The sequence below is a fragment of the Pseudomonas sp. BYT-1 genome (assembly GCF_023611805.1).
GTDB lineage: Bacteria > Pseudomonadota > Gammaproteobacteria > Pseudomonadales > Pseudomonadaceae > Aquipseudomonas > Aquipseudomonas guariconensis.
In genome coordinates this window covers 889,116-903,605 of record NZ_CP072559.1, presented here as the reverse complement: position 1 = coordinate 903,605, position 14,490 = coordinate 889,116, and the positions used below count along the sequence as shown (strand labels likewise).

Annotated in this window: 17 protein-coding genes; 9 read left to right on the top strand and 8 right to left on the bottom strand. The window is 62.4% G+C overall.

The genetic code is table 11. The features are described from left to right. Window positions 1–32: 32 nt before the first annotated feature. Window positions 33–1,202 carry a 1-acyl-sn-glycerol-3-phosphate acyltransferase gene (locus J5X93_RS04105; protein WP_080642133.1) on the top strand — a complete coding sequence of 390 codons (1,170 nt, stop codon included), beginning with the start codon at window positions 33–35 and terminating at the stop codon, window positions 1,200–1,202. A gap of 50 nt (window positions 1,203–1,252) precedes the next feature. Here J5X93_RS04105 and J5X93_RS04100 read toward each other — a convergent pair whose 3' ends face one another. Next, window positions 1,253–1,513, bottom strand: coding sequence for a hypothetical protein (locus J5X93_RS04100; protein ID WP_043213805.1), 261 nt, complete (start codon window positions 1,511–1,513; stop codon window positions 1,253–1,255). Window positions 1,514–1,672: 159 nt separating this feature from the next. Here J5X93_RS04100 and J5X93_RS04095 point away from each other — a divergent pair, with 159 nt between their 5' ends. Further along, a complete protein-coding gene (locus tag J5X93_RS04095) occupies window positions 1,673–1,879 on the top strand; it encodes a hypothetical protein (protein WP_043213804.1) in 207 nt (68 codons plus the stop codon). Window positions 1,880–1,971: 92 nt separating this feature from the next. On the opposite strand, the gene J5X93_RS04090 is transcribed toward J5X93_RS04095, so the two are convergent. After that, window positions 1,972–2,556 carry a YajG family lipoprotein gene (locus tag J5X93_RS04090; protein WP_043213803.1) on the bottom strand — a complete coding sequence of 195 codons (585 nt, stop codon included), beginning with the start codon at window positions 2,554–2,556 and terminating at the stop codon, window positions 1,972–1,974. A 178-nt stretch (window positions 2,557–2,734) separates the two neighbouring features. On the opposite strand from J5X93_RS04090, the gene J5X93_RS04085 reads away from it, so the two are divergent. Beyond that, window positions 2,735–2,968, top strand: coding sequence for a hypothetical protein (locus tag J5X93_RS04085; protein ID WP_043213802.1), 234 nt, complete (start codon window positions 2,735–2,737; stop codon window positions 2,966–2,968). A 595-nt stretch (window positions 2,969–3,563) separates the two neighbouring features. Continuing rightward, window positions 3,564–5,075: a malate dehydrogenase (quinone) gene (gene mqo, locus J5X93_RS04080; RefSeq protein ID WP_070576955.1), complete on the top strand. Its 1,512-nt coding sequence runs from the start codon at window positions 3,564–3,566 to the stop codon at window positions 5,073–5,075. Window positions 5,076–5,219: 144 nt separating this feature from the next. Here the strand turns inward: mqo and J5X93_RS04075 are convergent, their stop codons facing one another. The 4 genes from J5X93_RS04075 to J5X93_RS04060 all read right to left on the bottom strand — a co-directional run bounded on the left by J5X93_RS04075 (window position 5,220) and on the right by J5X93_RS04060 (window position 7,289). After that, window positions 5,220–5,510, bottom strand: coding sequence for a PA4642 family protein (locus J5X93_RS04075; RefSeq protein WP_250034460.1), 291 nt, complete (start codon window positions 5,508–5,510; stop codon window positions 5,220–5,222). Window positions 5,511–5,577: 67 nt separating this feature from the next. Continuing rightward, window positions 5,578–6,048 (bottom strand): hypothetical protein, encoded by a 471-nt coding sequence (locus tag J5X93_RS04070; protein ID WP_043215307.1) that lies wholly within the window; start codon window positions 6,046–6,048, stop codon window positions 5,578–5,580. Between the two features lie 207 nt (window positions 6,049–6,255). Next, a complete protein-coding gene (locus tag J5X93_RS04065; RefSeq protein ID WP_070576953.1) occupies window positions 6,256–6,729 on the bottom strand; it encodes a WbuC family cupin fold metalloprotein in 474 nt (157 codons plus the stop codon). A 2-nt stretch (window positions 6,730–6,731) separates the two neighbouring features. Then, a complete protein-coding gene (locus tag J5X93_RS04060) occupies window positions 6,732–7,289 on the bottom strand; it encodes a hypoxanthine-guanine phosphoribosyltransferase (RefSeq protein WP_043215311.1) in 558 nt (185 codons plus the stop codon). Between the two features lie 165 nt (window positions 7,290–7,454). On the opposite strand from J5X93_RS04060, the gene upp reads away from it, so the two are divergent. After that, window positions 7,455–8,093 (top strand): uracil phosphoribosyltransferase, encoded by a 639-nt coding sequence (gene upp, locus J5X93_RS04055; protein WP_028691132.1) that lies wholly within the window; start codon window positions 7,455–7,457, stop codon window positions 8,091–8,093. Window positions 8,094–8,095: 2 nt separating this feature from the next. Further along, window positions 8,096–9,370 carry a uracil-xanthine permease family protein gene (locus tag J5X93_RS04050; protein ID WP_250034459.1) on the top strand — a complete coding sequence of 425 codons (1,275 nt, stop codon included), beginning with the start codon at window positions 8,096–8,098 and terminating at the stop codon, window positions 9,368–9,370. Between the two features lie 71 nt (window positions 9,371–9,441). Here J5X93_RS04050 and hemH read toward each other — a convergent pair whose 3' ends face one another. Together hemH and J5X93_RS04040 are read right to left on the bottom strand one after the other, a co-directional pair. Beyond that, on the bottom strand, window positions 9,442–10,455 hold the full coding sequence (gene hemH, locus J5X93_RS04045; RefSeq protein WP_250034458.1) for a ferrochelatase: 1,014 nt from the start codon (window positions 10,453–10,455) through the stop codon (window positions 9,442–9,444). 13 nt (window positions 10,456–10,468) lie between these two features. Continuing rightward, entirely contained in the window at window positions 10,469–11,374 is a 906-nt protein-coding gene (locus J5X93_RS04040; protein ID WP_070576949.1) for a TIGR01777 family oxidoreductase, read from the bottom strand. 188 nt (window positions 11,375–11,562) lie between these two features. On the opposite strand from J5X93_RS04040, the gene J5X93_RS04035 reads away from it, so the two are divergent. The 3 genes from J5X93_RS04035 to J5X93_RS04025 all read left to right on the top strand — a co-directional run bounded on the left by J5X93_RS04035 (window position 11,563) and on the right by J5X93_RS04025 (window position 14,480). After that, complete coding sequence (locus J5X93_RS04035) at window positions 11,563–12,549, top strand: NAD(P)/FAD-dependent oxidoreductase (protein ID WP_043215317.1); 987 nt, start codon at window positions 11,563–11,565, stop codon at window positions 12,547–12,549. 109 nt (window positions 12,550–12,658) lie between these two features. After that, entirely contained in the window at window positions 12,659–13,627 is a 969-nt protein-coding gene (locus J5X93_RS04030; RefSeq protein WP_070576948.1) for a YbgA family protein, read from the top strand. Then, the gene (locus tag J5X93_RS04025) at window positions 13,617–14,480 is read left to right on the top strand and encodes a MerR family transcriptional regulator (RefSeq protein ID WP_250034457.1); all 864 of its coding nucleotides are present in this window, start codon (window positions 13,617–13,619) and stop codon (window positions 14,478–14,480) included. The genes J5X93_RS04030 and J5X93_RS04025 overlap by 11 nt, the downstream gene beginning before the upstream one ends. Window positions 14,481–14,490 lie beyond the last annotated feature (10 nt).

The following is a 14,490-nucleotide window of genomic DNA, read 5'->3' as shown; positions in this document are numbered from 1 at the left end:
CTTATTACCCTAGCCGTTTCCAACAAGAGAGCATGATGGGCGAATTCGATGCCATCCGACCGTACGACGACGCTGAGGTCCCTGCCGTCCTGGCACGCCTGCTCAGCGACCCGGCATTTCTGGATATCCTCACCCACTTCCGCTTCCCGCGGGCGGCCGGCGCCTTCGGCTGGCTGCTCAAGCCACTGATCGCTCGCCGCCTGCGCAACGAGTTCGCCGGCGTTACCTGCGTCTCGACCCTGCAGGACAAGGTCGAGCACTACGTCGACCAGACCATCGAGCGCGCCACCGATGGGGTTACCTACTCCGGGGTCGAGCAGCTCAAGTCAGGGACGGCCTACCTGTTCCTGGCCAACCACCGCGACATCGTCATGGACCCGGCCTTCGTCAATTACGCGGTGTATCACGCCGGCCTGCCGACGCCGCGCATCGCCATTGGCGACAACCTGCTGCAAAAGCCCTTCGTCAGCGACATGATGCGCCTGAACAAGAGCTTCATCGTCCATCGCTCGCTGAGCGGTCGCCGGGAAAAACTCGCCGCCTACCAGCTGTTGTCGGCCTATATCAATCACTCGATCCGCAACGACTGCGTGTCGATCTGGATCGCCCAGGCCGAAGGACGGGCCAAGGACGGCGATGACCGTACCGATTCGGCGATCCTCAAGATGTTCCACATGAGCCGCAAGGACGAAGCCTTCGGCGCCGTGATCCAGAGCCTGAACCTGACACCGGTGTCGATCAGCTACGAGTACGATCCCTGCGACCTGGCCAAGGCCCGCGAGCTGTACATCCGCGCCACCACCGGCACCTACAAGAAGGCACCGGGCGAGGACGACAACAGCATCGCCCAGGGCATCACCGGCTACAAAGGTCGGGTGCATATCAGCTTCGCGGCCCCGGTGACCGAGTACTTCGAAGACACCAAGCAACTGGCGCAGGAAATCGACCGGCAGATTCTCGGCGGCTACCGCCTGTTCCCGGTGCATTACCTGGCCTATGGCATGTGGAGTGAAGCAGACCCGGCCCTGCAGGTGCCGAGTGCGGAGAAACTGTTCCCCGCGCAGGAATTGGCCAAGGCCAAGGAAGAATGGCAGCGCCGCCTGGACGCTTGCCCGGTGGAACACCAGCCCTACCTGGTGCAGCAGTACGCCACCCCGGTGCGCAACCAGTACCAGGTCAAGGCTCAAAGCCCCGTCGCCTGAAATATCCCCTGTTGGGGCGGGTTACCCGTCCCAACAGGGGCATCCGGTGTTCAGATCCAGGTGCTGAACCAGGACAGCAGCAGCGCCATGGCCAGGCAAGAGAATCCGAGGATGTAGTAGTACCGCGGCACCCGCTGGTCGAAGGCATCGACCACTGCCTCGTCGCTCGCACCACTTGCCCGCGCCACCACTTCGCGCCGCCGTGCGCTTTGCAGCAGCAGCCCGCCGGGACAGGTAATCAGCAGGGCCAGCAGATTGATCAACTTGGCCGGATGGGCAGCCAGGAATCCCCAGAGCACTTGCAAGGACATCGCATAACCTCGGAAAAGAACGACGGCAAAGCCCGGCATTCTACCCAAGCCCAATCCTGCTGCTCGGATTTTGCGACCAACTGTCATTGAATTTCACTGTCACACGCTCGTCATCAGGACAGGCCACCCTGTCGGCCTTTTCCTACGATGGAGCTTGTCATGTTGCACGCCGAAAACCAGGACCGCCTCTACCTTGTCGCCCAGAGCGATGAACAACAGGCGCTGATCGACGGCTTGGCCATTAACGTCCAGGATCGCCAGTGGCTGGTCTATTGCGCCTTGGGTGGTCATGCCCACCAAGACCTGCCCGAAGTCGATATTTATACCGGCCGTAGCCTGCTCGACTTTCGTATAGAGGCCGCATGACAAGCTGGCCTGCTCCTTAGCCTCTTCACAGGCAACAAAAAGCCCGCTACCGGAAGCACCCGGCAGCGGGCTTTTTATCGAGGGCGCTGCGCTTATTCGCCTAGGACCTGGCCGATGGTCGGGTCCTTGAACAGACGGGTCAGGGCATCGCTGAGCACGTCACCGACCAGCTTGGTGTTGGTCTCCTGATTCGGCGCCATGCCGAAGCGCTGATCCAGGGAAGCACCGTAACGGCCGCTGTAGCGACGGTTGGCGTTGGACACATCGGCACGGAAGGTGGCGCCGATGGTGGCTTCGGTCACATACATCTTGTCCTTGGGCGACTGGTACTTGAGCTCGGCCAGGGTCACGGTCAACTGAGGGGCATTGTAGGCGTTGGGCGTCGGAGTGAAGCCCAACAGGCGTACCGCGGCCTCGGCCTGGGCCTGCAGCTTGGGCACGATATCGTTGCCACTGACGCTGATGGTGCTGGTTTCAGGGTACATGCCACCCCGGGTCCCCAGCGATTGCGAGGCACGGCCATCGACCACCTTGACCACGACCGGCTGGCCACGGCCGACCGGATTGAGCTGGGCGGTGAGCTTGGGTTGCGGGCTGAGTTGTTGCGGGCTGTGGGCACAACCGACCAGGCTCAGGCTGGCCACCGCGATCAAACCGAACAACAGACGTTGCAACATGCGCGTTTCTCCAGAAAATACGGCAAAGGCCCACAGTATACCTAGCGACAAGCTTCACGCTGCAAGCTGTTAGAAAAAGCAGCCGAGCAACCGATCCGCCTCCTTAATTGCGGTTGTCACATGGGTTTCATGCCGGGCGTTCATCCTGTTGCCAGACAGACCGAACAGGATCGCCGCCATGACCTCGCTGTGGAATCTGCTTTTCTCCCGCCCCCGCCAGAACACCTATGTCCGCCTCGATGCCGAGGGCAATTGCCTTGGATTCCTGCACTGCACACGACGGCCCAGCAGCAGCGGCTGGGTACAGGTCAGCGAAGCCCAGCTGGGCTGGCTTGGCCAGCCGCTACCGGACAGTGCTCGGGTTTGCGCCCACGCAAGCCGCCGCTGGCAGCAACGCACCCTGCCAGCCTGACAAACGCAGCAATAAAAAGCCCATTAAGCGCACCTTTCTGCCCGCGACATCGTTATAATCTCCCCCCGATTATAAGGACGTCTCCTGATCGGGCCCCGCATCGCCGTTGACCACGGCACTTTCGACGCTTTGCCCACAGAGAGCCTTCCACTCAGGTCTTGCATCCGCCGCGCCTGCTGTCCCGGCCTTCGCATTGCAGGAACCTGTGGATTGCCATCGCGCAGTCCCTTTTGAGGTTCACGTTCCAAAAGAGCGTGAAAAAACGGGTTTTTCAAACTTCACAAGAGTGTGGCGAGCAAATGAACAGTCTGGCATGTGCAAAAGCGACAGATGCATCCCGAACAGCCTCGAACAGACGGCAAAAGTGCTCATCCTCGATGAAGTACTGAAGCCGGTCCATACCGCACGGCGGATACCTTGACCATAAGTCGAATTGCCGCACCCGTGGCAAGGGCGTTCAATAGCCGAACACCAAGACTGAATTGGCAGGGTCCGCGGAAGTGGCAAGAACTGCGAAGAGTCGGACATGGCGATCCTGGCCAACCCAGGGATCCTATGCTGTCAATTAGGTGCTGTAGATTGTGGAGACGCGTTAATGGCGCAGAACGAATCGGTTGATGTGGTACTGGTAGGCGCGGGCATCATGAGTGCCACCCTGGCCGTACTGCTCAAGGAACTCGACCCGTCGATCAAGCTGGAGGTCGTCGAGGCGATGGACTCCGGTGCCGCGGAAAGTTCCAACCCCTGGAACAACGCAGGGACGGGCCACGCAGGCCTGTGCGAGCTGAACTACACGCCTCAGGCCGCCGATGGCAGCATCGACATCAAGAAGGCTGTGCACATCAATACCCAGTTCGAGGTGTCCCGCCAGTTCTGGGCCTATCTCGTGCGCAAGGGCAGCTTCGGCTCGCCACGTGCCTTCATCAATCCGGTCCCGCACCTGAGCTATGTCGAAGGTGACAAGGGCGTTTCCTTCCTCAAGAAGCGCTTCGAGCTGCTCAAACAGCACCATGCCTTCAGCGAGATGGAGTACACCGAAGACAAGGCCGTGATGGAGCAGTGGATGCCGCTGATGATGCCGGGCCGCCCGGCCGACCAGCGCATCGCCGCCACACGCGTGATCAAGGGTACCGACGTGAACTTCGGCGCCCTGACCAACAAGCTGCTCAAGCAACTGGGCAACTGCGCCGATGCGCAGGTCAAGTACAGCAAGAAGGTCGTCGGCCTGCGCCGCAACGGCAGCGGCTGGACCGTCAGCATCAAGGACGTCAACAGCGGCGGCAGCCGTGAAGTCGATGCCCGCTTCGTCTTCCTCGGCGCTGGCGGCGCGGCCCTGCCGTTGCTGCAGATGTCCGGCATCCCCGAAAGCAAGGGCTTCGGCGGTTTCCCGGTCAGCGGCCAGTGGCTGCGCTGCGACAACCCCGAGATCGTCAAGCAGCACCAGGCCAAGGTCTACAGCCAGGCCGCGGTCGGCGCTCCGCCCATGTCGGTTCCACACCTGGACACCCGTGTGGTCGATGGCAAGAAGTCGCTGCTGTTCGGCCCGTATGCAGGCTTCACCACCAAGTTCCTCAAGCACGGCTCTCTGCTCGACCTACCGCTGTCGGTACGCATGGGCAACATCGGCCCGATGCTGGCCGTCGCCCGTGACAACATGGACCTGACCAAATACCTGGTCAGCGAAGTGATGCAGTCGATGGAACAACGCCTGGAGGCCCTGCGCCGCTTCTACCCTGAAGCCAAAGCCGAGGACTGGCGTCTGGAAGTTGCAGGCCAGCGCGTGCAGATCATCAAGAAGGATCCGAAGAAAGGCGGCATTCTGCAATTCGGTACCGAGCTGGTCTCGGCACAGGACGGCAGCCTGGCAGCCCTGCTCGGCGCCTCGCCAGGCGCTTCGGTGACCGTCTCGATCATGCTTGAACTGATCGAGCGCTGCTTCCCCGAGCAGGCCAAGGGTGCCTGGGCTGCCAAGCTCAAGGAGATCTTCCCGGCTCGCGAGAAGGTCCTGGCCACCGATGCCGCGCTCTACCACAAGATCAGCGCACAGAACGACGAAGCGCTGGAAATGGTGGAAGACACCAGCAGCCCGGCCCAGCACTACGCTTGATACCGACCCACAAAAAAACGCCCCTCGGGGCGTTTTTTTGTGCCTGGATTTGCGGTGCTCTTCGCGGGAAACCGCGCCCACAAGCATTGCGATGAACCCTGTGGGAGCGGGCCTACCCGCGAAAGGTCGGCACAGGCTTACCGATCAGCCACGGGCGTTATTGATGATCTCGATGTATTCAAGCGCATTGCGCTGGTCGGCGATCAGCTCGACAAAGGTCTTGCCGTGCTCATCTTTGCCGTCCAGGTCCAGACCCGCCTCGACGAAGAAGCCGACGAAACGCTCGAAATCGTCTACGCGCAGGCCACGATAGGCCTTGACCAGTTTGTGCAGCGATGGCGAGGTCACGCCATCGGCCGGCTCGAACTGGAGGAACGTCTTGACGTAGTCGTCGCTGATCTCGTCACCAATAACCTGCTTCTTGTCTTTACGCATTGCCGACTCCAACTGGGCCATATGGGCATTCAAAGGCCCGCAGTTTACCCCTCACGGCCCGCGGGTCTCAACGCGTACGTACGGTGCCGGTGTGCAGATCCGCCCAAAGATGACCGTTGGGGTAAGTGAGGAACTGCACGTACAACGTCTCGTTGCGCAGCAGGTCCATGATCACTCGATAGTTGGCCAGCGGATAGCTCAAGGTGAGGGTTCGGGTCTTCTCGTCGTAGACCGGCTTCTTCAGGCTCTTGCCGCCTTCGCCATCGAAATTGATCAAGACCTGGCTGAGGGTGGCGCCCTTGCTCAAGGGCTTGCCCTTCAGGCGCAACAGCAACGATGAGGTGATCGGGATGGGTTGCTGGTCGGACTGGCGCTGGATGCCGGTCACCACCGAATAGTCGGTCACCTGCAGCAGTTGCTGGGCTGTCGGAGCCTCTTGGCGCAGGGACAGCTCATCGGGGGGCAGGAACTGGCCATGCAGCGGCGCCGCGGACAGCGGCAGGCTCACCGCCAGCAGGAAAGGAAGAATCGCACGCATGTGAGGCTCCTTGGCAGGGAGAAGCACTCTAGCATGGAGGTGGGTTCAGGATCCTGAGTGGGCGTGGCGCTTTTTGATTGCGTCTGCGTCCCTTCGCAGAAAACCGCTGCCACTCAGGTTCGTGGTGAAACTGCCTTGCTCTGCGGTGTCGTCTTAGTGGGTAAACTCGCCCCCAAAGGCACTGCGGACCAGGCTTACCCGCGAACGCTACTCGAACTGCGCACGCATCCACGCATGGTATTCGGCCACGCCCGGCTCGCCCTCACGCGGCGCCCAATGAGCATGCTCGCCCTCGCCCACCGGCCGGTAGGGCCCGGCCTTGCATTCGAACAGCATGCTGTCGGCTTCGAGCACCACCAGCCCATGGTAGGTACCCGGCGCCAGGTCGACACCCAGGCAATCGCCTCCGGCCTGCATCACCCGCTTGTCGATCACCACGCCCTGCTCGTCGAAGATCAACAGGCCCAGGCGCCCCTTGAGCACGATCAGCGCCTCGGCCTTGTCGTCGCTCAGGTGGCGGTGGGGCGGGATGTAGGTGGTGGGCTGCAGGCCGACGGCCATGCGGTGGCAGGGTTCTTCCATCTCATGGAAATTATGGTGTTGCCGCCCACGGGGGCTGTCGGCAGCTTTTTGCGCCAACTCGGCAAACAACGCGTGGTCGATGAATGCAGGTTGGCGCATGGTCACAGGCCCTTGACTGCGAAGATGCCGTTGGCGTTGCGCCAATAGCCTTTGTAGTCCATGCCGTAGCCGAAGATGTAGCGGTCGACGCACGGCAAGCCGGCATAGTTGGCCTTGAGGTCCGGGCTGGCTTTACGGTCGTGATCCTTGTCGATCAGCACCGCGGTGTGCACGGAGCGGGCACCGGCATGCTTGCAGAAATCGATGATGGCGCTGAGGGTGTGACCCTCATCGAGGATGTCGTCGACGATCAGCACGTCGCGGTCGATGAAGGAAATCTCAGGCTTGGCCTTCCAGAACAGTTCGCCGCCGCTGGTTTGGTTGCGGTAACGCGTGGCGTGCAGGTAGGAGGCCTCAAGCGGGAACTGCAGGTGAGTCAGCAGCTTGCCGGCGAAGATCAGGCCACCGTTCATGACACAGAAGACCACCGGGTTCTTGTCATGCAGGTCTTGGCAGATCTGCTTGCCGACCTTGGCGATGGCCGCTTCGACCTCGGCTTCGGTGTACAGGCAGTCAGCCTCGCGCATGACTTGACGGATATGCTCGAGATCGGCGGACATGGCGCTCTCCAGGGGGCTCGGAATTGGAAAAGCGGGCAAAGGTACGCATCCGCCCGCCCCAGATCAAGCATTTATGGACTAACGTCCAGAATGAGCAGACGACATGCAGGACTGAATAGATTAATCTACCGCCGTTTTTTTGCCCGCCTCCCGGAGCCCTCCCCTATGCCTACTCGTGAGATCCGCCACCCGCTGATCCGCCACAAGCTCGGCCTGATGCGCCGCGCCGATATCAGCACCAAGAATTTTCGCGAACTCGCCCAGGAAGTCGGCGCGCTCCTGACCTATGAAGCCACCCAGGACCTGCCGCTGGAGACCTACGAGATCGACGGCTGGTGCGGCAAGGTGCAGGTCGAGAAAATCGCCGGCAAGAAGATCACCGTGGTTCCGATCCTGCGCGCAGGCATCGGCATGCTCGATGGTGTGCTCAGCCTGGTGCCGGGCGCCAAGGTGAGCGCCGTGGGCGTTGCCCGCAACGAAGAAACCCTCGAAGCACATACCTACCTGGAAAAGCTCGCGCCGGACATCAACCAGCGCCTGGCCCTGATCATCGATCCGATGCTGGCCACCGGCGGCTCGATGGTCGCCACCATCGACCTGCTCAAGAAGGCAGGCTGCAAAGAGATCCGCGCCATGGTCCTGGTCGCCGCACCCGAAGGCATCGCCGTGGTGGAGAAAGCCCACCCAGACGTGCAGATCTACACCGCATCGATCGACCAGCGCCTGAACGAACACGGCTACATCGTCCCAGGCCTCGGTGATGCCGGCGACAAGATCTTCGGCACCAAGCAGAAGGACGCCTGACCATGCAGGACGGCTTCAACGACCCGCTCTGGCGCCAGGTCGTCTCGGGCGCGCAGATGCTCTTCGTGGCATTCGGCGCGCTGGTACTGATGCCGCTGATCACCGGCCTCGACCCCAACGTGGCGCTGTTCACCGCGGGCATCGGCACCTTGCTGTTCCAGCTGGTTACAGGCCGCCAGGTCCCAGTATTCCTGGCCTCCAGCTTTGCCTTCATCACCCCCATCATTCTCGCAAAGGGCCAGTTCGGCCTGGCCGAGACCATGGGCGGCGTGATGGCAGCGGGCTTCGTGTACACCTTCATGGGCCTGATGGTGAAGATCAAGGGCACCGGTTTCATCGACCGTATGCTACCGCCTGTGGTGATCGGCCCGGTGATCATCTCCATCGGCCTGGCCATGGCGCCGATCGCGGCCAATATGGCCATGGGCAAGGCCGGTGATGGCAGTGTGCTGATGCCGTACAAGACCGCCATGTTGATCTCCATGCCGGCATTGCTGACCACGCTGATCGTGGCCGTGTTCGGCAAGGGGATCTTCCGTCTGGTACCGATCATCGCCGGCGTGCTGGTGGGCTTTGGCCTGTCGTTCGCCTTTGGGGTGGTCGATACCGCCAAGATCGCCTCGGCGCCCTGGCTGGAGCTGCCGAAATTCACCGCGCCGGCATTCAACTGGCAGGCGATCCTGTTCATCGTTCCGGTGGCTCTGGCTCCGGCGATCGAGCACATCGGCGGCGTCATTGCCGTGGGCAGCGTGACCGGGCGCGATTACCTGAAAAAGCCGGGCCTGCACCGTACCCTGCTCGGCGATGGCCTGGCCACCACCGCAGCCGGCCTGTTCGGCGGCCCGCCCAACACCACCTATGCCGAAGTGACCGGCGCAGTGATGCTGACCAAGAACTACAACCCGAAGATCATGACCTGGGCGGCGATTTTCGCCATCACCTTGGCGTTCATCGGCAAGTTCGGCGCGCTGTTGCAAAGCATTCCGGTACCGGTGATGGGCGGGATTCTGTGCCTGCTGTTCGGCTCGATCGCCGCAGTGGGCATGAACACCATGATCCGTCACAAGATCGACCTGGCCGAAGCCCGCAACCTGGTGATCGTCTCGGTGACCCTGGTGTTCGGCATCGGCGGCGTATTGATCGGCAGCGGCGACGGCCCCGATGACTGGGGTCTGAAGGGCATCGCCCTGTGCGCCATCGTGGCCATCGCCCTGAACCTGATCCTGCCGGGCAACGACAGCTGGAAGCACAAGAAACTGGACGATCAGTTGCACTGACACCCGACTTCAGCCTGACCAGGCCTCCTCGCGGGTTTACTCGTGAAGAGGCCGAACAGGTGTTTAGAAAGTCAGGCCTTTTCGCACATCCCTGCCAGCACCTTCACCCACTGCGGGTGGTCGTTCAGACATGGCACCAGCACCAACTCCTGACCTCCCGCCTCGATGAATTGCTCACTGCCGCGCTGACCAATCTCCTCCAGCGTCTCGATGCAATCGGCGACGAACGCCGGGCACATCACCAGCAGCTTCTTCACCCCAGCCTTGCCCAGCTCATCCAGACGCGTCTCGGTATAGGGCTCGATCCACTTGGCACGCCCCAGGCGTGACTGGAACGACACTGACCACTTGCCATCGGCGATCCCCATCTTTTGCGCGAACGCCTTGGCCGTGGCCAGGCATTGACCGCGATAGCAGATCGCACGGGTCTGGGCATCGGCATTCTTGCAGCAATCGGCGGCCTGGAAGTCATGCTTGCCGGTCGGGTCGAGCTTCTTCAGATGTCGCTCGGGCAAGCCGTGGAAGCTCAGCAGCAGGTGATCGTAGCCCTGCTCAAGATACGGCTTGGCGCTGGCCACCAAGGCATCGATGTAGTCGGGGTGATCATAGAACGGCTGCAGCACGCGCATCTGCAATGGCAGCTGACGATTTGCGATGGTCTGCTTGGCCAGCTCCACCACCGTGGTCACGGTACTGTCGGCGAACTGTGGATAAAGCGGCGCCAGGGTAACCTTGCGCACACCCTGGGCCGCCAGACGCTCCAGCACCTCGGGCAAGGCCGGCTGGCCATAGCGCATGGCGATCTCCACCGGGCCATGGGGCCAATGCTCGACCATGGCCGCTTGCAGGCGTCGGGTCAGGACCACGAGGGGCGAGCCCTCGTCCCACCAGATCGAGGCGTAGGCGTGGGCCGACTGCTCCGGTCGCTTGATCAGGATCAGCGACACCAGCAGACGACGCACAGGCCACGGCAGGTCGATCACGTAGGGGTCCATGAGGAACTGGTTGAGGTAACGGCGCACGTCGGCAACCGAGGTGGAGGCCGGCGAACCCAGGTTGACCAGTAGCAAGGCGTGATCGGTCATGCAGCATCCTATGTCAGAGGCGGCTGGACAGGTCGTCCAGGGCCGATTGCAGATCGTTGAAACGGAATGTGAATCCTGCCGCCAGCAAGCGGACCGGGCGCGCCCGTTGTCCGCCAAGCAGCAGCGTCGAAAGCTCGCCCAGGCCCGCCCTGAGCAGTAGCGCCGGTGTCGGCATGAAGGCAGGCCGATGCAGGGCACGCCCCAGACGCTTGGCGAATTCGCGGTTGCGCACCGGCTCTGGCGCGCAGGCATTATAGGGACCGGTGGTGTCCTTGTGCTGCAAGAGAAAATCAATCAAGCCGACCTGGTCTTCTATATGGACCCAGGGCATCCATTGCCGACCATCTCCCAAAGGCCCGCCCAGCCCCAGCTTGAACGGCAGGCGCAGGCGCGACAAAAAGCCGCCGTCGCTGGCCAGCACCAGCCCGGTTCGCACCAGCACCACGCGAATGCCCAGCCGTTGCGCACGCTGGGCGGTTTCCTCCCAGGCGATGCACAGCTGGCTGGCGAAATCTTCCTTCACCGGAGGCGAGGCCTCGGTCAGTTCCCGCTCGCCACCGTCGCCGTACCAGCCCACCGCGGACCCCGATATCAGCACCTCGGGGCGCTGCTCACGGCTCTCCAGCCACGCCAGCAGCTGCTCGGTGAGGGTGATGCGGCTGGCCCACAGCAGGGTCCGTCGCGAGGCAGTCCAAGGACGGTCGGCGATCGGTGCGCCGGCCAGGTTGATCACCGCGTCGACCTCCTCGTCCGCTGCCAGGTCTTCCAGTCGGGCGATGCCGCGCACGCCGGTGCCGCAGATTTTAGCGACCTGCTCGGGGCGACGGCTCCATACGGTCAGGCGATGGCCCTGGCCGAGCCAGTACTGGCAGAGGTGCCGGCCGATCAAGCCAGTACCGCCGGTCAGCAATATATGCATGGCTGTGTCCTCGCAAGTTGCGGCCGTGGTCTATTTTTAAGAACAAGGCACTTTTTAGACCGGATGCTCTCGGATTAAACATAGGCCAACCTGCCCTATCGAGCGGTATAACCTTATACAAATTTTGTGCATTGTACAGGTTTGCCTAACAGCGTAGTCTGCTTACAGCAAGGTTCGAAGAGGCCATCATGACAGTACCTATTGCCATCATCGGTGCCGGTATCGCCGGCCTTTCCGCCGCCCAGGCTCTGCAGAAAGCCGGGCAGACGGTCCACTTGTTCGACAAGGGCCACGGCAGCGGCGGCCGCATGGCCAGCAAACGCAGCGAAGCGGGCGCACTGGACTTGGGTGCGCAGTACTTCACCGCCCGTGACCGGCGTTTCGTCGAGCAGGTCCATCAATGGGTCGAGGCCGGCTGGGTGCAGCAGTGGAAGCCTCAGCTGTACAACTACCGAGACGGCGAACTGACCCCCTCACCCGACGAACAGACGCGCTGGGTCGGTGTGCCGCGCATGAGCGCCATCACCCGCGGCCTGCTCAAGGACGTGACGGTGAACTTCGGCTGCCGCATCGCCGAAGTCTTCCGTGGCAAACAATACTGGCACCTGCAGGACACCGAAGGGTGCAGCCACGGCCCCTTCAGCCGTGTGGTGATCGCGGTGCCCGCGCCCCAGGCGACACCGCTGCTGGCCGCGACGCCCAAGCTCGCCGCCGTGGCCGCTGGCGTGCAGATGGAGCCTACCTGGGCCGTCGCGCTGGCTTTCCAGACCGCCCTCGATACGCCCATGCAGGGCTGCTTCGTACAGGACAACCCGCTCGACTGGCTGGCCCGCAACCGCAGCAAGCCTGGGCGCGACGAACAACTCGACACCTGGGTACTGCACGCCACTTCGAACTGGAGCAAGCAGCATATCGACCTGCCCAAAGAGGACGTGATCGAGCAGCTGTGGGGCGAATTCGCTGAGTTGATTGGCTGCATCGTGCCGCCACCGACCTTCGCCCTGGCGCACCGCTGGTTGTATGCCCGTCCGGCCGGCAACCATGAGTGGGGGGCCCTGGCCGATGCCGACCTTGGGTTGTATGCCTGCGGGGACTGGTGCCTGTCCGGCCGCGTGGAAGGCGCCTGGCTCAGCGGTCAGGAGGCTGCCCGGCGGCTGCTGGAGCACCTCGATTAACGCGATCCGCAGAGCTGTACAAAAAATTTCTCTTGCATAAGTTTTTCGGTGTGCTGGAATGAACCTGTACAAGACGCACATCAGCGTACAGGTTTTCCGGAGACCCGCCATGGACATCGCTTCGCCCACCGACAAGCCGCGGATTGGTATCAGTGCCTGTCTGCTCGGCCAATCCGTGCGCTTCAACGCCGGTCACAAGGCCTCTCCCCTGTGCCTTGAGTTGCTCGCAGATCACTTCGAATGGGCTCCGGTATGCCCTGAGGTGGCCATTGGTCTAGGCGTTCCCCGCGCCGCTATCCGCCTGGTCGGCGATCCTGAACGCCCTGAAGTGATAGCCCCCCAAAGCCCTGGCACTGACCTGTCGGGCCCGCTGCGCGCCTATGGCGAGCAGATGGCCGAGTCGCTCGATGACCTGTGCGGTTACATCTTCATGCAGAAGTCGCCGTCCTGTGGCCTGGAGCGGGTGAAGGTCTATCAGCACGACGGTCAGCTCTCCCGCCTGCCGGGGCAAGGTGCATACGCCAGTGCATTTTGCGCGCGCCGCCCGGATCTTCCGGTGGAAGAAGAAGGCCGCCTGCACGACCCGGTACTACGGGAAAACTTCATCAGCCGCGTCTATGCCTATGCCGACTGGCAGCATCTGCTGACGCAGGGCCTGAACCGCGGAGCCCTGGTGCGCTTTCACTCGCGCTACAAATACCTGCTCATGGCCAACAATCCTCAGGCCTATCGCGAACTGGGCCGAATGCTCGGCAGCATGCGCCGTGACGACGACCCGCTCGACATCGGCCCCCGTTATTTCAGCGCGCTGATGCAGGCGCTACGCCGTCGCGCCAGCCGTGGCACCCATGGCAACGTCTTGCAGCACCTGAGTGGTTACTTGAGAGATGTTCTGGGACAAGGCGACCGCAACGAACTGCAGCAGCTCATCGGCCAGTACCAGCAAGGCATCGTGCCGTTGGTGGTGCCCCTGACCTTGCTCAAGCATCACCTGCGCAACCACCCCGACCCTTACCTGCTGCAACAGGCTTACCTGCAACCACACCCCGCGCCCCTGGGCCTGCGCAATGCTCTCTGAAATCCTGCTGCCGATAGGCGAACTGGCCCGGCGCACAGGCGTCAACCCGATCACGCTGCGGGCCTGGGAGCGGCGTTATGGCTTGCTCAAACCCCAGCGCACCGCCAAAGGCCATCGCCTTTATCCGCCAGAACAGGTCGAGCGGGTGCACGCCATCCTGAGCTGGCTGGAACGCGGCGCGTCGGTGGGCCAGGTGCGCGAGCTGCTCGAACGCCCGCCGAGCGTTGCCCCGGTGGGCGACTGGCAATTACGCGAACAGGCGATGATCGAGGCCATCGCCTCGCTTTCACATCATGCTCTCGACCAGCAATTCAACCAGGCGATGGCACTGTATCCGGCCTTCACTTTGTGCGAGCAATTGCTGCTGCCCCTGCTGGACAGCCTGGAACAACGCTGGCGCAGCTACTTCAACGCCCGGCTCGAGCAAGCATTCTTCTACACCTGGCTGCGTAGCAAGCTGGGCGCGCGCGTTCAGCACGACAGCCTGTCGCTGCCAGGCCCCGCCGTGCTCATCACAACCTGCGGCGATGGCGCGTTCGATCCGCACCTTTGGCTGTGCGCCTGGTTGCTCGGCAACAGTGCGATCTCCGTGGAGGTGCTCGAACAACCGCTCACCGGCCCCTGCCTGCACCGCGCGGTGCAAGCCCTGCGGCCACGGGCGGTGATCTTCTACCTCGGCACCCGTGTCGACATCCGCTCGTTCAAGGCAGCGTTGACCGGCATCGACATCCCACTGCTGGCCGGTGGTGGCACTGTCTTCGCGCACGGCCCGCGCCTGGTCGAATCCGACGTCGAGGGCTTGCAGTTGTTCGACACGCCCCTGGCAGCCCTGCGCCTGCTGCAATCACTTTGAGGAAACGCTT